Source organism: Variovorax sp. YR216 (assembly GCF_900107745.1).
Lineage (GTDB): Bacteria > Pseudomonadota > Gammaproteobacteria > Burkholderiales > Burkholderiaceae_C > Variovorax.
The window spans coordinates 98641-117900 of the sequence record NZ_FNRO01000013.1; the positions used below are offsets into that span (position 1 = coordinate 98641).

Genomic DNA, 19260 nt, shown 5'->3' on the forward strand with positions numbered 1-19260 from the left:
CTCGGAGGGCCCGTTGCGGGTCAGGGTCAGTCAGGGAGCCCGTCTGTTTCAGGTGGAGATCTGGCAATGAAAACCTGGCTGAATCGCTGCGTGATCGTTCATGCACTCCTGGCCTGTGCCGCGCTGGCTTCGGCCCCCGCGCGGGCCGACGACGAGGAGCAGGTGCTCAACGTCTACAACTGGGGCGACTACATCGCCGACGACACGATCCGGAACTTCGAGAAAGAGACCGGCATCAAGGTCCGCTACGACCTGTTCGACAGCAACGAGGCCCTCCACGCCAAGCTGGTCGCCGGCATGTCCGGCTACGACGTCGTCGTTCCGGGCTCGCACTTCGCGAAGATGCAGATCCAGGCCGGGCTGCTGCAGAAGCTGGACAAGTCGAAGATCCCCAACCTCGCCAACCTCGACCCGGCGATCGAGGCGCAGCTCGCGAAGATGGACCCGGGCAACGACTACCTCGTCGACTGGCTGTGGGGCTACACCACCGTGGGCATCAACGCGGACAAGGCGAAGAAGGCGCTGGGCAGCCTGCCCATGCCCGAGAACGCCTGGGACCTCGTCTTCAAGCCCGAGTACGTGGCAAAGCTCAAGAGTTGCGGCGTCTCCTTCCTGGACACGCCCTCGGAGATCCTGCCCATCGCCCTGAAGTACCTCGGCAAAGATCCGCGCAGCAAGGACCCGGCGGACTACAAGGCCACGGGGGACATGCTCAAGGCGGTGCGGCCCTACGTGACGCGTTTCTCCGGATCGGGTTCGGACTACATCGACCAGATGGCCAAGGGCCAGCTCTGCGCCGTGATCGGCTGGTCGGGCGACATCATGATCGCCAAGGACAAGTCGAACAAGGCGCGCAACCCGCAGGACTTGCAGGTGCTGCTGCCGAAGATGGGCGGCCTGCTGTTCTTCGACACGATGGCGATTCCCAAGGATGCGAAGCACAAGGAGAACGCCTACAAGTGGATCAACTACATCCTGCGGCCCGAGGTGGATGCGTCGCTCACGAACAAGGTGTTCTACGCGAACCCCAACAAGGCCGCGATGAAGTTCGTCGATCCGGCGTTGGCGAAGGACAAGGCCGTGTTCCCCGACGCGGCGGAGCTCGCCGGGATGATCGCCCCCGACACGCCCGACCAGGCCACGCTCCGGCTCGTCACGCGGACCTTCACGAACTTCAAGGCCAACCGGTGACGGGCAGCTTCCTGCGCATCGAATCGGTCACCAAGGACTTCGGTGACTTCCGCGCGGTGGACCAGGTCCGCCTGGACATCGCGCGCGGCGAGATCTTCGCGCTGCTCGGCTCATCGGGCTGCGGCAAGACCACCCTCTTGCGGGTGCTCGCGGGCTTCGAGACGCCGTCGTCGGGGCGCGTCGTGCTCGATGGCGAGGATCTCGCGGGCCGGCCGCCCTACGAGCGGCCGATCAACATGATGTTCCAGTCGTACGCGCTTTTTCCGCACCTGTCGGTGTGGGACAACGTCGCGTTCGGCCTTCGGCGCGACCGGCGCCCGAAGGCCGAGATCGCCTCGCGCGTCGAGGAGATGCTGCGGCTGGTGCAACTCGCTCCCCTCGCCCGTCGAAAGCCGCACCAGCTCTCCGGGGGCCAGCAGCAGCGCGTGGCCCTCGCGCGCAGCCTCGCCAAGCGCCCGAAGCTGCTGCTGCTCGACGAGCCGCTCGGCGCGCTGGACCGCAAGCTGCGCGAAGCCACCCGGATCGAGCTCGTCAACATCATCCGGCAGGTCGGCGTGACCTGCGTGGTGGTCACACACGACCAGGAAGAGGCGATGACGATGGCCTCGCGCATGGCGGTGATGAGCGAGGGGCGCTTCGTGCAGGTGGGCAGCCCGGTCGAGATCTACGAAAGGCCGGCGACCCGGTTCGTGGCCGACTTCGTGGGCAGCGTCAATCTGATGGAAGGCACGGTCGTCGCAAGCGACGCCGCCCATGCCGAGATCCGATGCGCGGACATGCTGCACCAGGTCGAGCGCAGCATCACGGGCCTGCAGGGCCAGCCGGTCACCGTGGCGATCCGGCCGGAGAAGATCCTTCTCACGCGCGAGAAGCCCGCCGGCGATGCCAACCAGGTTCAAGGCGTGGTGATGGCGCAGTCGTACTTCGGCGACTACACGATGTACCACCTGGGATTGCCCAGCGGTGCCCGCCTCAAGGTCCATGTCGGCAGCCACGCGCTCGAAGGGGCGCCGGCGCAGGGCGATGCGGTGTGGGCGCAATGGCTGCCGACCTCGCAGGTCGTGCTGACCGGGTGAAGACGTCTTTCGCGCTCAAGGCCCGGCATGTCGTGATCGGCACGCCCTACGTGTGGCTGCTCGTCTTCTTCCTGCTGCCCTTCCTGATCGTGCTGCGCATCAGCTTCGCCGAGATGGAGGGCGCGAGGACCGCCGGGCTCCACCTCGGCAGCTACGTGACGCTCCTCACCGACGAGATCTATCTCTCGACCTACGCGCAGTCGCTGATGTACGCGGGGGTCACGACGCTGATCTGTCTGGCCATCGGCTATCCGTTCGCGTACTTCATGGCGCGCGCATCGGCCGCGGCCCAGCCCCTGCTGCTGATGGGCGTGATGCTGCCCTTCTGGACCAGCTTTCTTCTTCGCGTCTACGCCTGGAAAGGCCTCCTGGACGCGGAGACCGGCTGGGTCGGTCGCCTGCTGGGCCATCTGCATGCCGACCAGCTGCTGCTGCCGCTGGGCCTCGTCTCGGCGCCCGGGCAGTTCATGTACACGCCCTTCTCGCTCATCCTGGGCATGGTCTACACCTACCTGCCCTTCATGGTGCTGCCGCTGTACGGCACGCTGGCCAAGCTGGACCTGCGGCTGCTCGAGGCCGCGCAGGACCTCGGCGCCACGCCGTGGCAGGCGTTCTGGCGCATCACGGTGCCGATGTCGCGGGCCGGCATCCTCGCGGGGGCAATGCTCGTCTTCATTCCGTGCGTCGGCGAATACGTGATCCCCGAGCTGCTCGGCGGCCCGGAGACGCTCATGATCGGACGCGTGCTGTGGGACGAGTTCTTCTCCAACAACGACTGGCCCATGGCATCGAGCATTGCGGTGACGATGGTGCTGCTCATCATCGTGCCGCTGGCGATCTTCAACGACAGCCAGGCGAAGGCGGCGGCCCGATGATCGCGACGCGCACCGCCCGCTGGACCAGCCGCACGTGGCTGGCGCTCGGGTTCGCCTTTCTCTACCTGCCGATCGTCTCGCTGATCGTCTTCAGCTTCACCGATTCGCCGGTGCCCAACGTGTGGGCCGGGTTCAGCCTGCGCTGGTATCGCAAGCTGATGGCGGACGATGCGATCCGGGAGGGTCTCTTCCTGTCGCTGCGCGTCGCGGCGGGCACCGCCACCGGGTCCATCGTCCTCGGGACCTTGGCCGCTTTCGCGCTCCAGCGCTTCCCGCGCTTCAGGGGCCGCGTGCTGTTCTCGGCCATGGTCAGCGCCCCGCTCGTGATGCCGGAGGTGATCGTCGGCCTGTCGCTGCTGCTGATGCTGGTGCTGGTGCAGCGATGGCTCGGCGTGCCGGAGCGCGGGCTCGTCACCATCTGGCTGGGCCACCTGCTGGTGGGCATCGCCTATGCCACCGTGGTGATCGGCGCCCGCCTGCGCGACCTGAATCCGCAATACGAGGAAGCTGCGCAAGACCTGGGCGCCCGGCCGCTCGAAGTCTTCTTCCTGGTCACGCTGCCCATGATCGCGCAGTCGATGGCGGCGGCATGGCTCCTGACCTTCACCCTGTCGCTGGACGACGTGGTGATGTCCGCCTTCCTCTCGGGGCCGGGCTCGACCACGTTGCCGCTGGTGATCTTCTCGCGAGCGCGCCTGGGGCTGGACCCGACGGTCAATGCACTGGCGACCGTGGTGGTCGCAGTCGTCGGGGTGTTCGTCCTGCTGACGAGCTACTGGATCGCGTCGCGGGAGCGGCGACGTTTCAGGGAGCAGCTGAAAGCACACTAGCGTACAGGGGCATGCGCTGTTCGACGACGGTCGCCGCCCTGCGCTGCCCTACGCTCTGCAGCATTCAGACCGCTTGGAGATCAGCATGGCCGCGAATGCACGAGTGAAGGGCAACGTCGAGTACAGGGCCGGCGACGGCCCCTTGATCGCGATCCCGAAGGGGCCGCTGGAAGTTCAGCTGAACCCGGACAGCGCGGTGCTGAGCTGGGGCGACGCCGGCAACCCTCAGATCGCCGCGATTCCGCTCGATGAGTACGAACGCTACGTCGAGCAGGGCCTCATCGAACTGCAGCCTGCCTGAGCGACCGCCTCAGGGCTGGAGTCCGCCGCCGAGCGCCACGTAGAGCGCCACGCCGTTCTGCAGGGCCGTCGCGCGCAACTGGATCAGCTGCTGCTCGGCCGAAAAGAGATTGCGCCGCGCGTCGACCACTTCGAGATAGATGGAGATGCCGTTCTCGTAGCGCAGCTGCGCCACTTCGGCGAGGCGCCGCTGCGACTGGACCGCGGCTTCCTGCGCGAGGATCTGCTCCTGGTAGCGCCGCCGGCCGATCAGCGCCTCGGAGACTTCGCTGAACGCGGTCTGCACCGTGCGCTGGTAGAGGGCGACGAGTTCGTCGCGCCGCGCCTCGGCGACGCCGAGTTGTGCCTGCCGCAGGCCCGCATCGAAGATCGGCAGGCTCACCAGGCCGCCCACGGACCACGCCTGGCTGCCGCTCCTGAACAGGTCGCCGAGCTCCGGCGAGGCATAGCCGAAGTTGCCGGTGAGCGCGATGCGGGGGAAATAGGCGGCCCGCGCCGCGCCGATGTCGGCATTCGATGCGCGCAGCTGCTGCTCGGCCTGCAGGATGTCCGGCCGGTTCGTGAGCAGGTCCGACGGCAGGCCTGCATCGAGGCTCGCGAACTGGCCAGGGTCTTCGATCGCGCGCGCGGTGGGCAGCGGCCCCTGCACCGGTCCGCCGACGAGCACGTTCAACTGCGCACGCCGCTGTTCGGTCGATCGCTGAAGCTCGGCGAGCTGCGTCCGGGCCTGCGTCACGAGGATGGCCGCCTGGTCGTAGTCGACCGTCGAGGTCACGCCGGCATCGAGGCGCAGCCTGGCGATCGCCAGCGCGTATTCCCGCGCCGCGACCGTGTGCGCGGCGAGCTCGATGCCCTCCTCGCCCGCGCGGATCGCGTAGTAGGCGGCCGCCACGCTGCCGATCAGCGACAGCCGGAACGCGCGATCGCCCTCCACCGTCGCGAGATAGCGGCGGCGCGCGGCTTCGCTGAGGTTGGCGACCCGGCCCCAGAAATCGAGCTCGTACGAGGCCATCACCGCCTGCACGTTGTATTGGTTGAAGATGAAGGTCGCGTCGTTGGGCGGCAGCTCGGGCTCCAGCTGGCTGAGCGGCGCCTGCGTGCGCGATGCGCCGGCGGTGGCGTTCACCTGCGGCAGGCGCGCCGAATCCTGGATGCGGTATTGCGCGCGCGCCTGTTCGATGCGCGCCACCGAGGCGGCCAGGTCGCGGTTGTTGGCGAGCGCGGCACTGATCAGGAACTTGAGTTGCGGATCGCCGAAGAAGCGCTCCCAGCCGATCTCGGTCGCGCGCTGGCCGCCCGGCGCGTCGGCCGTCTCGAAACGCTCGGCGACCGGGAGCTCGGGCTGCTGGTATGTCGGCGCGTGGTTGCACGCGGCGAGCGCGCAGCAGGCCGCGGCCAGCACGAATGCTCGGCGCTCAGGCATGCCCCTGCCCTTCCTTCGGGGGCGGCGGCGCCTCGCGAAGCGCGCGTTCGTCCTCTTCCTCGCTGAACTTCTTCTCGCGGCTCAGCCATTTGCGCGCCGTGACGTAGAAGAGCGGCGTGAAGAAGATGCCGAAGAAGGTCGCCGCGAGCATGCTGCCCATCACGCCGGTACCGACCGCCTGCCGGCTCGCCGCGCCCGCGCCGGTCGCCAGCACCAGCGGCATCATGCCCAGCACGAAGGTCACGCTGGTCATCAGGATCGGCCGCAGCCGCTGCTGCGCGCCGTTCTTCGCGGCGGTGAGCGGATCCTTGCCCTCGGCCTCTTCCTTGATCGCGAACTCGACGATCAGGATCGCGTTCTTGGCCGCGAGACCGATGATGGTGATGAGGCCGATGTTGAAGTACACGTCGGCGGAAAGCCCGCGCGCCATCGTCAACAGCACCGCACCCGCGATGCCGAACGGCAGGATCATGAGCACCGCCACCGGGATCGCCCAGCTCTCGTAGAGCGCCGCGAGCAGCAGGAAGACAACGACCAGCGACAGCCCCAGCAGCAGCGGGATCTGGCCGCCGGCCTGCCGCTCCTCGAACGCGGTGCCGGTCCATTCGAACGCGAGGCTGCCGGTCAGCACGCGCTTGGCGATGCGTTCCATTTCCACCAACGCCGCGCCGCTCGACTGGCCCGCGGCCGCCTGCCCCGACACGGTTGCCGAGGGAAAGCCGTTGTAGCGCTCCAGTTGCTGCGGGCCCGAGATCCAGCGCACGCGCGTGAAGGCCGAGAAAGGCACCATCTCGCCCTGGGCGTTGCGCAGGCGCAGCGCGCCGATGTCTTCCGGCCGCATGCGCTGCACCGCATCGGCCTGGATGAAGACGCGCAGCACATTGCCGTCCAGCACGAAGTCGTTCACGTAGTTCGCGCCGAAATTGAGCGACATCGCCTGGTTGACCTGCCCGATCTGCAGCCCGAGCGCGCGCGCCTTCACGCGGTCGATCTCGACATAGAGCTGCGGCGCGGGCGGCAGGCCTTCGGCGCGCACGCCGGCGAGGATGGGGCTCTGCGCGGCCTCGGCCATCATGCGCAGGGTCGCCTGCTGGAGCGCCGCGCCGCCGATGCCGCTGCGGTCCTGGATCTTCATCGTGAAGCCGGTCGCGTTGCCCAGCGACGGGATGGCCGGCGGATCGAGCGCGAAGATCAGCGCTTCGGGGATCTGCATGAAAGCCGCGTTGGCGCGCCGCACCAGTGCGCTGGCGCTGTTCTCCTCGCCGCGCCGTTCGCTCCAGGGCTTCAGGTCGACGAAGGACAGCGCGGCCGACTGGCCCTGCCCGAAGAAGCTGAATCCCGTGACCGAGGCGATGTTGCGCACCTGCGGCTGCTGGCGCAGGAAGGCTTCGACCTGATCCACCGCATGCTGCGTGCGCGCGGTGGTCGAGCCCGGCGCGCCGGTGTAGGAGACGAAGATGTGGCCCTGGTCCTCGGTCGGCAGGAAGCCACCGGGCAGGCGCATGAAGAGGTAGCCGGTCGTCACGCACGCGGCGACGAAGACCAGCAGCCAGCGCCCCGGCTTGCCGAGCATCGAATCCACGCCGCCGATGTACTTCGTGGTGCCGGCTTCGAGTCCGCGGTTGAAGCCGCCGAAGATGCGGTTCAGCAGGCGCCCGAAAACGCCCGGCGGCCCCGCCGCCGCTTCGCGCGCGCGCGTGGCGTCGTCCTTGAGCAGCGCCGCGCACAGGGCGGCGCCGAGCGTCAGCGCGAGCACCGTCGACAGGAAGATCGACACCGTCAGCGTGACCGAGAACTGCCGGTAGATGCCGCCGGTCGACCCCGGAAAGAAAGCCATCGGCACGAACACCGCCACCAGCACCAGCGTGCTGGCAATCACCGCGCCGGAGATCTGGCCGATGGCCTTGACCGTGGCCTGCCGGGCGTTGAGGCCCTCTTCGCGCATCACGCGCTCGACGTTCTCGACCACGACGATCGCATCGTCGTTGAGGATGCCGATCGCCACGACCATGCCGAACAGCGACAGCAGGTTGATCGACAGGCCGAAGAGCTGGAGCCCCAGGCAGGTGCCGACGAGCGCGATCGGCACCACCAGCGTGGGGATCAGCGTCGCGCGCCAGCTCTGGAGGAAGAGAAACACCACCACCGTGACCAGCAGCAGCGCCTCGACCATGGTCTGCACCACGCTCTGGACCGAGGTGGTGATGAAGGGCGTGGTGTCGAAGGGCACGCTCCAGCGCATGCCCGGCGGGAAGATCGGCTCCAGCTCCCTCATCCGCCGCTGCACCTGGTTGGCGACCGCGAGCGCATTCGCGCCGCTCGCGAGCTGCACTGCGAGGCCGGCCGACTCCCGGCCGTTGACCGTCAGCCGGAAGCCGTAGCTGTCGTTGCCCAGCTCCACGCGCGCCACGTCGCCGAGCCGCACGGTGGAACCGTCGGGGTTGGCGCGCACGATGATCTCGCGGAACTGCTCCGGCGTGGAGAAGCGGCTCTGCGTCACGATCTGCGCGTTGAACTCCGAGCCGGGCGCGATCGGCTGGTCGCCGAGGCCGCCGCTGGCGGTCTGGCTGTTCTGCTCCTGGACCGCGGCCAGCACCTCGGAGGCCGAGAGCCCGAAGCCGTTGAGCCGGTCGCGATCGAGCCAGATGCGCATCGCATAGGACGAGCCGAAGAGCTGCACATCCCCCACGCCGCCGATGCGCCGCAGCTCGTTGACGATGTTGTTCGAGGCGAAGTTGCCCATCGAGGTGGCGCTCGATGCGCCGTCCTGCGAATGCAGCGCGATCAGCATCAGGAAGCCCGACGACGACTTGGTCACGGTGATGCCGAGCTGCCGCACCTGCTGCGGCAGGCGCGGCTCGACCCGGCTCAGGCGGTCCTGCACCTGCGAGCGCGCGACGTCCAGATCGGTGCCGGGCCGCAGCGTGACCGTGATCTGCGACGAGCCGTTCGCGCGGCTGATCGACGACATGTACAGGAAGTTGTCGATCCCGTTCATCTCGTCCTCGATGATCGAGGTGACCGAGCGATCGAGCGTCTGCGCGTCCGCGCCGGGGTAGACGGCCTGCACGGTGAGCGCGGGCGGCGCGACATCCGGGTATTGCTCGACCGGCAGGAGTGCCACCGCGATCAGGCCGAACAGCGCCATGAAAAGCGCGATCACCCAGGCGAAGACCGGGCGATAGACGAAGAAGCGATCCATCTCGTGCGTTCCGCTCAGCGCGTCGTCTGAGCCGGGCCGGGCGCGGGCTGCGGATTCACCTTCTGCCCGGGGCGGACCTTGTGCCATCCGTCGACGATGACCTTGTCGCCCGGCTGGAGCCCGTCGAGGACGACCCAATCGCCGCCCTCCTGCGCGCCGACCTTCACCTCGCGCCGCTGCACCGTCGCGTCCGGGCCGACGAGCGCCACGCTGGCCGCGCTCGCGTCGAGCTGCACCGCGCGCTCGGGCACGCGCATGCCCGTCTTCTGCACCCCCGCGGTGATGCGCGCGCGCACGAACTGGCCCGGCAGCAGCGTGCGCGATGCGTTCGGGAACTGCGCGCGGATCGTCTGCGTGCCGGTGGAAGGGTCGACCGCGAGATCGCGGAAGTCGAGGTAGCCGGGCTCGGAGAACTCCTGCCCGTTCGGCAGGATGAGCCGCACTTCGACATGCGACATGTCCGGCATCTTGAAGATGCCGGCGCGCACCTGCTGCTCGAAGTCGAGGATCGCGGTGTTGGACTGCGTGAACACTGCGCTGATCGGCGAGAGCTGGTTGATCTGCGTCATCAGCGTCGCGGCGCTTGCGCTGACCAGCGCGCCTTCGGTGACCTGCGCGCGGCCCACGCGCCCGGCGATCGGCGCTCGGACGGTGCTGCGCTCGAAGCGCAGTTGCGCGCGCGTGACCTCGGCGCTGGCGTCGGAGACATTGGCTTCCGCCTGCCGCAGCGTGGTCTGCGCGGCTTCGAACTCCTGCGCGCTCACCGCCTGCCGCGCGACCAGCGGCTTGAAGCGCGCCACGATCGACGCCGCGTTGGAGCGCGCAGCTTCGGCGCGCGCGAGCGCCGCCTGCGCCTGCTGCAGCAGCGCCCGGTAGTCGCGCGGATCGATGAGAAAGAGCGGCGCGTTGGCCTGCACGTCGGTGCCTTCCTGGTAGAGCCGCTTTTCGACGATGCCGTCGACGCGCGCCCGCACTTCGGCGGTGCGGACGGCCTCGATGCGTCCGGGAAGCTCGACCACGCTGGAGACCGGCGCGCTCTGCACCGTGGTGACCAGCACCGTCGTCGGCGGTGGCGCCGCTGCCGGCGCGCCCTGGTCGTTGCCGCACCCGGAGGCGAGGATCGAGAGCATCAGGAGGGAACTCAGTGCGGGACGTCGGGCTCGTCGATGGATCAAGCGATCTCCTTCCGGGAGGAAGCGGGCAACTCGGTCGCAGGATAGCAAGACGGGCGCCAGCCAGCCTGCCCAGCCGTGCGGCTTGACAGCGCGAAGGCGTCGATGCCTCAGGCCGCCCGCGGCGGCTCGAGCGGCAGCACGCGATCGAGCAGCGACTGCAACTGGTCCAGCGCCACCGGCTTGGTCAGGTGGGCGAAGAAGCCTGCGTCGTAGCTGGTCTCGCGGTCGCTTTCCTGGCCGTAGCCGGTGACCGCGATCAGCGTCGGCTGCTGGTGGACTTCGGTCCGGACCCGCTTCGCGACCTCGATGCCGCTCAGGCCCGGCAGGCCGATGTCGAGCAGGACCACGTCCGGCGCTTGCGTCTTGATCGCGTCCAGCCCGGCCACGCCGTCGTAGGCGACGCTCGCCTCGTAGCCGAGGGCTTCGAGCAGGAGCTGCATCGTCTCGGCCGAATCGCGGTTGTCGTCGACGACGAGGATGCGGCGGCCGCGTGTGTCATCCTGGTGCCCCTCGATCGCGGTCGCGGGCGCCGGCGTCACGGGAAACTGCACGAGGAATTCCGCGCCCTCCCCCTTCCTGCCGCTGCTGAATGCGCTGACCATGCCGCCCTGCAGGGTCACGAGCTGCTGCACGAGGCTCAGGCCCAGGCCGAGCCCGCCCTGGCTGCGCGCGACGTCCTGTTGGCCCTGCGCGAAGAGGTCGAAGACGCGCTTGAGGTCGGGGATCGGAATGCCCGGCCCATCATCGCTGACCGTGATCTCGGCCAGCGCACCGTTGATCGCGAGTCGCAGGCCGATATGGCCTCCGGAGGGCGTGAACTTCGCGGCATTGTTCAGCAGGTTCGAGATGATCTGCACGATGCGCGCCAGGTCGCCGATGACCCACGGGTCCGCGCCGGCCTCGAGGTGCAGGGTCTGGGACCTGGCGCTGAACATCGGCTGGACCGACTCCACCGCCTGGTTCGCCGCGTCGCGCAGGCGCACCGGCTTGGCCTCCAGGTGGATCTTGCCGCTGGTGATGCGGCTCACGTCGAGCAGGTCGTCCACCAGCCGGGTGAGCTGCCTGAGCTGGCGCACCACGGTGTCGCGCACCTTCTCGACGATCCGCGTGTCCGACGAGCCGCGCGCGAGCAGCGCCATTGCGTTGGAGATCGGCGCGAGCGGGTTGCGCAGCTCGTGGCCGAGCATCGCGAGGAAGGTCGCGACGCGTCGCCCCTCGTCCTCCAGGCTGCTCACGCGGCGGCGCTCGGACAGGTCGCGCGTGACTTTCGCGAACCCGCGGTGGCGCCCCGAGGCGTCGTAGAGCGCGGTGATCACCACGCTGGCCCAGAATCGGCTGCCGTCCTTGCGCACGCGCCAGCCCTCGTCCTCCATGCGCCCGTCGCGCAACGCGAGCCGCAGTTCCTGCTCGGGCCAGCCCCGGGCTGCGACTTCCGGCGGGTAGAACACCGAGAAATGCTTGCCGATGATCTCGGACGCCTCATAGCCCTTGTTCTTCTGCGCGCCGAGGTTCCAGCTCACGATGTGGCCGGAAGGGTCGAGCATGAAGATCGCATAGTCCTTCACGCCTTCCACCAGCAGCCGGAAGCGCTCCTCGCTCGACCGCAGGAGCTCTTCCTGCCGGCGGCGCTCGCTCAGGTCGCGCGTGATCTTGGAGAAGCCGCGCAGCGCGCCCCGCTCATCCATCACACGCGTGATGACGATGCTGGCCCAGAAGCGGGTGCCGTCCTTGCGCAGGCGCCATCCCTCGTCCTCGAAGCGGCCGGTGGCGAGGGCCTGTTCCAGCTCATGCTCGGGCCACTTGCGCGCCAGCAGCTCAGGCGGATAGAAGATGCTGAAGTGCCGGCCCAGCACCTCGTCGCGCTCGTAGCCCTTCAGGATGCGCGCGCCCTCGTTCCAGGTCTGGATGAAGCCGTCGGGGTCGAGCAGAAAGATCGCGTAATCCGTGACCGCCTCGACCATGAGACGGAAATCCGTGTCGCCGATCTGCATCGCGGGGCGGGCCGGCGGCGGCGGGGTGTTGGGGTCTTTCATTGGGCGTCCGACATTCGACGGCATTTTGCGGCCGCCGGCCGACAACCGGCGTCGGCGAACGCCGCGTTTCGCCGGGGCCCGCAACGAAGCAATCCGGATATCGACAGGTGCATTTCTTCGTGGGCGCCTTCCGGGCGAAAGGAAAGAATCGCCAGCCTGATTCACCCTCACGTTTTCCCTTATGACGCAGCAACTTTCCCTGCCGCGCCGGCGCTTTCTCCAAGGCGCGGCGGCCATCGCCCTCCCCCTCGGCGCCGCCGGCGCGTGGAGCCAGGGCCCGACGCGCGAATTGCGCATCGGCAACCAGAAGGGCTACCTGAGCCTGCTCAAGGGGCGCGGCACGCTCGAGAAGCGGCTGGCGCCGCTCGGCGTGTCGGTGAAGTGGACCGAGTTCACCGCCGGGCCGGTGCAGCTCGAGGCGCTGAACGTGGGCTCCATCGACTTCGGCGACGTCGGCGAGGCGCCGCCGATCTTCGCGCAGGCCGCCGGCGCGCCGCTGGCCTACGTGGCGGCCACGGTGCCGCGTCCGGGGTCCGAAGGCGTGCTGGTGCCCAAGGGGTCGGCCATCAAGACGGTCGCGGACCTCAAGGGCAAGAAGGTCGCGCTCAACAAGGGGAGCAACGTCCACTACTTCCTGGTCAAGCTGCTGCAGAAGCACGGCCTGCAGTACGGCGACGTCAACGTCGTCTTCTTGCCGCCCGCCGATGCGCGCGCCGCCTTCGAGAAGGGCTCGATCGACGCCTGGGTGATCTGGGACCCTTTCTTCGCCTCCGCGCAGAAGACGCTCGACGCCACGCTGCTGGCCGACGCGACCGGCGTGGTGGGCAACCGCGCCTACTACTTCTCGTCGCTCGACTACTCGGCGAAGAACGGCGACATCATCAAGATCGTGATCGAGGAGCTCGACAAGATCGACCAGTGGGGCAAGGCCAACCGGAACGCGCTGGCCGGCGAGCTGGCGCAGATCTGGGGCATCCCGAAACCGGTGGTCGAGACGGTGGTGGAGCGCTCGGCCTTCGGCACCGGGCCGATCACCAAGGCGATCCTCGGCGAACAGCAGCAGATCGCCGACACCTTCTTCGACCTCAAGCTGATACCGAAGCGGATCAACGTGCTGGAGGCGGCCGCGCCCGGCGTCGCCTGAGCGAGATCGGCGCGCTCAGCGCGCCTTCGGGTGCGCGGGCCGCGCGAGGCCCAGGTGCTCGCGCAGCGTGCGGCCCGCGTAGTCCCTGCGGAACAGGCCGCGCCGCTGCAGCTGCGGAATCACCAGATCCGCGAAGTCGCGCAGCCCGTGCGGCAATGTCGGCGCCAGCACGTTGAAGCCGTCGGCCGCTCCGGTGCTGAACCAGTGTTCGAGCTGGTCCGCGATGCTTTCGGGCGTGCCGACGATCGTCCAGTGCCCCCGCGCGCCGGCCACTTTTTCATAGAGCTGGCGGATGCTGAGACCGTCGCGTTTCGCGAGCGCGGCGAAGAGCTCCTGGCGGCTCTTCCAGCCTTCGGTCACCGGCAGGTCCTGCGGGAACGGGTCGTCCACCGAATAGCGCGACAGATCGACGTTGCCGAGGAAGGTCGAGAGAAGTCCGACGCCGAGCACCGGGTCGATCAGCGACTGGAGCTGCTCGAACTTCTCCTGTGCTTCCTGCTCGCTGCGGCCGATGAAGGGCGAGATGCCGGGCAGGATCTTGAGCTGGTCCGGCGCGCGACCGTAGGTGGCAAGCCGCCCCTTGAGCGAGCGGTAGAACGCACGCGCGTCCTCCACCGTCTGCTGCGCGGTGAACACCACTTCGGCCGTCGCGGCAGCGAGGTCCTGCCCGTCCGCGGACGAACCGGCCTGCACCAGCACCGGATAGCCCTGCGGCGCGCGCGGCGTCTGCAATCCGCCGTGGACGGTGAAGTGCTCGCCCTCGTGCGCGACGCGGTGCAGCTTTGCGGGATCGAAATAACGGTTGGCCGCCTTGTCGTGGATGAAGGCGTCGTCCTCCCAGGTGTCCCAGAGGCCTTTCACGATCTCCACGTACTCGTGTGCGCGGGCATAGCGATGGGCGTGGTCGAGCTGCCTGGGCAAGCCGAAGCTGCGCGCCTCGAAATCGCTGCCCGAGGTCACGAGGTTCCAGCCGCTGCGCCCGCCGCTGATCTGGTCCAGCGCCGCGTACTTGCGCGCGAGGTGATAGGCCGGCAGGTAGGTCGCCGACACCGTCGCGACCAGCCCGATGCGGCTGGTCGATTGCGACAGCGCCGCGAGCGTGATGAGCGGGTCGAGCGGATACCACAGCGCGTTCTTCGCGACCGCGTCGTCAGGCGGGCCGGGCAGCCCGACGTTGTCGGCGAAGAAGATCGCGTCGAACTTCGCTTCCTCAGCGATACGCGTCCACTCGCGCAGCGATTCGATGCGGCTGGCTGCGCCAGGATCGACGTCAGGATGCCGCCACGCGGCAAGGTGATGCCCGACGCCGAAGAAGAAGGCGCCGAGATGCATTTGCGGACGCGCGCTCACGGCTTGGCAGGCAACACGGCGTCGCTGATCCGGATGGCCTTCGGGATGAGCTTGAGCTGGAAGAAGGTGTCGGCGATCTTCTGCTGGCCGGCGACCACCTCGGGAGTGATCGGCTTCACGTTGAACTCGTAGCGGCGCAGCGCGGTCTCGACCACGTCCACCGGCAGGCCTTGCAGCGGCGCGATCAGCTCGGCCGCCTGCCGCAGGTTCTTCTTGAGCCAGATGCCCTGCGAGACGGAATCCTCGAAGAGCGCATCGATCACCTGCGGATGCTTCGCGACGAAGCCGCGCTCGGCCAGGTAGAACTGGTAGTTGTTGACCACGTCGGGCGTGCCGTCGGCGAGCACGCGGGCGCCGATGGCCTTTTCGGCAGCGGCCTGGAACGGATCCCAGATCACCCACGCATCGACGTTCCTGCTTTCGAAAGCCGCGCGGCCGTCGGCGGGCGCGAGGTAGACCGGCTGGATATCCGCGAGCGAGAGGCCGTGTTTCTCCAACTGCTTCACGAGCAGGTAGTGCACGTTGCTGCCCTTGTTGAGCGCGACCTTCCTGCCCTTCAGGTCGGCCACCGACTTGATCGGTGAATCCTTGAGCACGAGGATCGCCTCGGCGCGCGGCGCGGCCGGATCGAAGCCGATGTACGCGAAGCGCGCGCCCGCGGCCTGCGCGAAGATCGGCGGCGCCTCGCCGACGTAGCCGACGTCGACCGCGCCGACGTTCAGCCCTTCGAGCAGGTGCGGGCCGGCCGGGAACTCGACCCACTTCACGCCGAAGCCGAGCGGCGCGAGCTTCTTCTCGAGCGTGCCCTGCGCCTTCTGCAGCACGAAGAGGCTGGCCGACTTCTGGTAGCCGATGCGAAGCTCGCCCTTGGGCTGCTGCGCGTGCGCGGACGACGTGCCGAAGAAAAGTGCGACGAACGCCATCACGCCAAGCAGCAGCGCGCCGGCGATGAAGCTGCGCAGCCTGTGACGCGGCGTGGGAGGGATGGCGCAGGATTCGCAGTGTCTGGCGGTCGGCATGGGGTGTCCTCGGGAATCGCGTCGCGACGGGCGACAAAAACGAGCGGCATTGTCCGAAGCACCCGTGCAAAGCTGAACGACCGTTATTTCAGATGCATATGACCCAAACAACCAAGGCACCGGGGCGCACAATGCCCGCACGATGCGCGCGATGGTTCTTCATGCCGCCGGCCAGCCGCTCCGGCTGGAGCAGCGCCCGGTTCCGCTCCCCGCCGCCGGCGAACTGCGCCTGCGGGTCCTGGCCTGCGCGGTGTGCCGCACCGACCTGCATGTGGTCGATGGCGACCTGCCGCTGCGCACGCTGCCGATCGTGCCGGGCCACGAGATCGTGGGCGAGGTCGAAGCCATCGGCGCCGGCGTGCACGGGCACGGGATCGGCGACCGCGTCGGCGTCCCTTGGCTCGGCCATACCTGCGGGCACTGCGCGTTCTGCACGGCCGGGCGCGAGAACCTGTGCGACACACCGCGCTTCACCGGCTACGACCGCGACGGCGGCTTCGCCAGCCACGTCGTGGCGGAAGCCGATTTCTGCCTGCCGCTCGGCGATGCGACACAGGATCCGGCGCACATCGCGCCGCTGATGTGCGCGGGGCTGATCGGCTGGCGCAGCCTGAAGGCGGCCGGCGAAGGCGTGCGGCGGCTCGGCCTCTACGGCTTCGGCGCGGCGGCGCACCTGATCGCGCAGGTGGCGATCGCGCAGGGGCGCGAGGTCTACGCCTTCACGCGGTCCGGCGACGTCGCAGGTCAGGCCTTCGCGCGTTCGCTCGGCGCGGTCTGGGCCGGGGCATCGGACGAAGTGCCGCCCGAGCGGCTCGACGCCGCGATCATCTTCGCGCCGGCCGGGGCCCTCGTGCCGCTCGCGCTGCAGGCCGTGCGCAAGGGCGGGCGCGTGGTCTGCGGCGGCATCCACATGAGCGACATTCCGGCCTTCCCCTACCGGCTGCTGTGGGAAGAGCGCGAGCTGGTCTCGGTCGCGAACCTCACGCGCGCCGACGGCCGCGAGTTCCTTGAGGTCGTGCGCACGCATCCGCCGCAGGTCCACGTCACCACCTACGCGCTCGAGCAGGCCAACGAGGCGATGGCGGATCTGCGCGCGGGCCGGATCGCGGGTGCTGCGGTGCTGATTCCGTGACGATCAAGAGGCGCGCAAGGTGGTCGTGCACTCGATCCACAGCTCGGCGCTGTATGCGCCCTACACCTTCGCGAATGCGTCGATCGACGACCTCGCGGCCGAAGAAACCTTCGAGTTCATCGACGAGCAGAAGCATGCTGGCCTCTACCGCGCCTCGTAGCCGCACCGGCGGAGACGTCATCCGAAATGCAGACCAGCGATATCCCTGCGACAACATTGCCACATCCCACTTCGTCTCCACTCGATACGTTCCCGCTGTCTTTGCAGCCGCCGCCGGACGCGGCGGACCGCAGTCTGTGGGGCTCCCATCTCGATCAGCGCGAACAAGTGCGGGCGACTTTGCGCACGGCCAAGGAATGGCTGGAACAGTGCGAGCCCAGCAGTCCCGTCGTGATTCTGCTCAAGCAGGCCGAACGCCTTCTGGGAAGACGCTTCGCCGAAGTGGCGCAAGCCATTCCACCAGACTTGCTGGCCCGATGGGACGCAGAATGACGCAGAACCTATTGACTCAAACTCAACACTAGAGCTTCCCGCGTCCGCTCAGCGGCGCTTCCGGCGCGGTTGGCGCATCGGCGTCGGCGGCCGGACGCGGGATGTTGACCAAGAGCCCGTGCATCGTCAGCATGCGCAGCGCCTCGATCTGGGTGAACTCCTGGTCGGTCGCGACGAAGCGCATCTCGTAGGTGCCGAGGCGGATCGCGTCGCCGTCGACGAGCACCTGGGTCTCGATCTGCACGTCGTTGACGAAGGTGCCGTTGCGGCTGCCGAGGTCGGTGATGGTGACGAAGGCCTGTTCGACGTCGATCAGCGCATGGTCGCGGCTGGCCTGCGCGGAATCGACGATCACGTCGTTGGTCGGGCCGCGACCCACTCTGTTCCCCTGGGGAGCGAGTTGTACCTGCCGGGTTTCGCCGGTCGCGGTCATCATGAGAAGGGTTGGCATGGTGGGTGGTCCTGGCGCGCGGTCACAAGACCTCAGCGCACGCATCGTATATCGGCCGCATCCCGCGATTGTGTAGGGTCAGCCTTCGATGGGCAGGCTGGCGGCAGGCACCGGCTCGTCGCGCCGGCGACGCTGCGGCCACAGCACCGAAGCGATGGCCACCATCATCAACGCGACTGCGGTCCAGTCCTGCCAGTACACCGTCTCGCCAAGCCAGATGGCGCCGCTGAAGACGCCGAGCACAGGGATCAGCATCACGCTGAGCGTCGAGGCAACAGGCGGCAGCCCGCGCGCGAGGTAGAACCACGCGGCATGCGCGAAGCCGAAGATCAGCACCGCGTTGTAGGCGATCGCGGCCCAGGCGGCCGGGCTCGGTGCGTGCCATTGCGGGCGCTCGAAGAGCACGGCCAGCAAGCCCATCACGACGGCGGTCAGCGCCGTCATCCAGAACGAGAGCGTGAGCGTGGGCACCTCGATGCGCGTGTGCCGCAGCAACTGCGTGCCCAGTGCCCAGGTGGCCGCGGCCACCAGCGCCAGCGCGACGTAACCGGGGCGTCCGGCCAGATCGGTGAACTCGTTCCACAGCAACAGCCCCACGCCGAGCGCGCACGCGCTCACGCCGAGCCAACCGCGCTGCGAGAGCACCGTCTTGAAAAGCAGCGCGCCGATGACCGCGGAGAACACCGGCATCGTGTAGCCGAGGATCGCCGCACGCCCGCTGGAGAGCGCCTTCACCGCGAGGATGATGCAGGCGTGCCAGACGAACATGTTGGTCGCGGACAGCCAGAGCAATTCGGGCCAGTGCCTGCGCGGCACCCGGAACGGCGTCTTCATGACCACCAGCGCCAGGCCGAGGACCGGCAGGCCCAGCCAGAGCGACAGGGCCCGGAACGTCAGCGGCGGGTAATCGGCCACGCCGAGTTTCATGACGGGCCAGTTGAGGCCCCACGCCAGCGTCAGCGGAACGAGAAGTGCGATCTGGCGAAGCGAGATGGTTTGCATTGGGGGAGCTTTGTGTGCCGCAGGTGGAACCCTGCCTCGAAGCGCCGTAAGAATTGCGTAAGATTCGAGCTCGCGCCCCAAACAGTTTATTCATGCCCGATGACGATTTGCCCACGCCCGCAGCAGCGGTTCGCAACCTTCTGGCCTCCGGCGGGATCGTCCCGGCGCTGGCCATGCTCAACGACAGGACTTCTTTCCGGTTCACGGCAATCTACAAGCTTAACGGCGACGTGATGCATGCGGCGCACGCCTTCGATCGCGAGTCCGAATACCGCACGTGGCTCAAGGTGGTGCCGCTCGGGAAGAGCTTCTGCCAGCACGCGGTCGAACACGGCGAATTCGTGACCAGCCACGCGTCCCGGGACCAGCGCCTGGCCAACCGGCCCTATACCGGCATGGTCGAGTCGTACTACGGCCGTGTGCTCACGAAGGAGTGCGGTACGCCCTATGGGACCTTCATCCATTTCGACCTCGAGCCGCGCAGCATTCCCACCGAGGAGATCCACTTCCTGCGGGAAGTGATTCCGCAATTCGTCGACTTCCTCGAGTGAGCGGTCGGCCCTCC

General features: G+C 68.2%; 18 protein-coding genes. 10 read left to right on the forward strand and 8 right to left on the reverse strand.

What is annotated here, in order from left to right; genetic code table 11:
- The first annotated feature begins 66 nt into the window (after positions 1-66).
- The 5 genes from BLW05_RS25570 to BLW05_RS25590 all read left to right on the forward strand — a co-directional run bounded on the left by BLW05_RS25570 (position 67) and on the right by BLW05_RS25590 (position 4273).
- Positions 67-1191, forward strand: coding sequence for a polyamine ABC transporter substrate-binding protein (locus tag BLW05_RS25570; protein WP_093166383.1), 1125 nt, complete (start codon positions 67-69; stop codon positions 1189-1191).
- Positions 1188-2267, forward strand: coding sequence for an ABC transporter ATP-binding protein (locus tag BLW05_RS25575; protein ID WP_093166384.1), 1080 nt, complete (start codon positions 1188-1190; stop codon positions 2265-2267). The genes BLW05_RS25570 and BLW05_RS25575 overlap by 4 nt, the downstream gene beginning before the upstream one ends.
- Positions 2231-3142 (forward strand): ABC transporter permease, encoded by a 912-nt coding sequence (locus BLW05_RS25580; RefSeq protein WP_093166468.1) that lies wholly within the window; start codon positions 2231-2233, stop codon positions 3140-3142. The genes BLW05_RS25575 and BLW05_RS25580 overlap by 37 nt, the downstream gene beginning before the upstream one ends.
- On the forward strand, positions 3139-3972 hold the full coding sequence (locus tag BLW05_RS25585) for an ABC transporter permease (RefSeq protein WP_093166385.1): 834 nt from the start codon (positions 3139-3141) through the stop codon (positions 3970-3972). Before BLW05_RS25580 ends, BLW05_RS25585 begins: the two co-directional genes overlap by 4 nt.
- A gap of 85 nt (positions 3973-4057) precedes the next feature.
- Positions 4058-4273 carry a hypothetical protein gene (locus tag BLW05_RS25590; RefSeq protein ID WP_093166386.1) on the forward strand — a complete coding sequence of 72 codons (216 nt, stop codon included), beginning with the start codon at positions 4058-4060 and terminating at the stop codon, positions 4271-4273.
- 9 nt (positions 4274-4282) lie between these two features.
- Here the strand turns inward: BLW05_RS25590 and BLW05_RS25595 are convergent, their stop codons facing one another.
- The 4 genes from BLW05_RS25595 to BLW05_RS25610 all read right to left on the reverse strand — a co-directional run bounded on the left by BLW05_RS25595 (position 4283) and on the right by BLW05_RS25610 (position 12105).
- Complete coding sequence (locus BLW05_RS25595) at positions 4283-5695, reverse strand: efflux transporter outer membrane subunit (protein WP_093166387.1); 1413 nt, start codon at positions 5693-5695, stop codon at positions 4283-4285.
- Positions 5688-8897, reverse strand: coding sequence for a multidrug efflux RND transporter permease subunit (locus BLW05_RS25600; protein WP_093166388.1), 3210 nt, complete (start codon positions 8895-8897; stop codon positions 5688-5690). Before BLW05_RS25600 ends, BLW05_RS25595 begins: the two co-directional genes overlap by 8 nt.
- 14 nt (positions 8898-8911) lie before the next feature.
- Positions 8912-10072 carry an efflux RND transporter periplasmic adaptor subunit gene (locus BLW05_RS25605; protein ID WP_256330491.1) on the reverse strand — a complete coding sequence of 387 codons (1161 nt, stop codon included), beginning with the start codon at positions 10070-10072 and terminating at the stop codon, positions 8912-8914.
- A 107-nt stretch (positions 10073-10179) separates the two neighbouring features.
- Entirely contained in the window at positions 10180-12105 is a 1926-nt protein-coding gene (locus BLW05_RS25610; protein WP_218135228.1) for a PAS domain-containing hybrid sensor histidine kinase/response regulator, read from the reverse strand.
- A gap of 181 nt (positions 12106-12286) precedes the next feature.
- Here BLW05_RS25610 and BLW05_RS25615 point away from each other — a divergent pair, with 181 nt between their 5' ends.
- A complete protein-coding gene (locus BLW05_RS25615; protein WP_093166390.1) occupies positions 12287-13249 on the forward strand; it encodes a sulfonate ABC transporter substrate-binding protein in 963 nt (320 codons plus the stop codon).
- Between the two features lie 15 nt (positions 13250-13264).
- Here the strand turns inward: BLW05_RS25615 and BLW05_RS25620 are convergent, their stop codons facing one another.
- Positions 13265-14581 carry an LLM class flavin-dependent oxidoreductase gene (locus BLW05_RS25620; RefSeq protein WP_093166391.1) on the reverse strand — a complete coding sequence of 439 codons (1317 nt, stop codon included), beginning with the start codon at positions 14579-14581 and terminating at the stop codon, positions 13265-13267.
- A 14-nt stretch (positions 14582-14595) separates the two neighbouring features.
- The gene (locus BLW05_RS25625; RefSeq protein WP_093166392.1) at positions 14596-15618 is read right to left on the reverse strand and encodes a sulfonate ABC transporter substrate-binding protein; all 1023 of its coding nucleotides are present in this window, start codon (positions 15616-15618) and stop codon (positions 14596-14598) included.
- A gap of 142 nt (positions 15619-15760) precedes the next feature.
- On the opposite strand from BLW05_RS25625, the gene BLW05_RS25630 reads away from it, so the two are divergent.
- Genes BLW05_RS25630 through BLW05_RS25635 form a run of 3 tightly spaced genes read left to right on the forward strand, consistent with a single transcriptional unit; the run spans position 15761 to position 17242 of the window.
- Complete coding sequence (locus BLW05_RS25630; RefSeq protein WP_093166393.1) at positions 15761-16750, forward strand: zinc-dependent alcohol dehydrogenase family protein; 990 nt, start codon at positions 15761-15763, stop codon at positions 16748-16750.
- A gap of 19 nt (positions 16751-16769) precedes the next feature.
- A complete protein-coding gene (locus BLW05_RS36075; protein WP_177142815.1) occupies positions 16770-16910 on the forward strand; it encodes a hypothetical protein in 141 nt (46 codons plus the stop codon).
- Between the two features lie 26 nt (positions 16911-16936).
- A complete protein-coding gene (locus tag BLW05_RS25635; RefSeq protein WP_143044922.1) occupies positions 16937-17242 on the forward strand; it encodes a hypothetical protein in 306 nt (101 codons plus the stop codon).
- A 28-nt stretch (positions 17243-17270) separates the two neighbouring features.
- On the opposite strand, the gene BLW05_RS25640 is transcribed toward BLW05_RS25635, so the two are convergent.
- A complete protein-coding gene (locus BLW05_RS25640; protein ID WP_177142816.1) occupies positions 17271-17693 on the reverse strand; it encodes an FHA domain-containing protein in 423 nt (140 codons plus the stop codon).
- 78 nt (positions 17694-17771) lie between these two features.
- On the reverse strand, positions 17772-18695 hold the full coding sequence (locus tag BLW05_RS25645) for a DMT family transporter (protein WP_093166396.1): 924 nt from the start codon (positions 18693-18695) through the stop codon (positions 17772-17774).
- A 92-nt stretch (positions 18696-18787) separates the two neighbouring features.
- Between BLW05_RS25645 and BLW05_RS25650 the strand changes: the two genes are divergently transcribed.
- Positions 18788-19246: a hypothetical protein gene (locus BLW05_RS25650; RefSeq protein WP_093166397.1), complete on the forward strand. Its 459-nt coding sequence runs from the start codon at positions 18788-18790 to the stop codon at positions 19244-19246.
- The last annotated feature ends 14 nt before the right edge of the window (positions 19247-19260 follow it).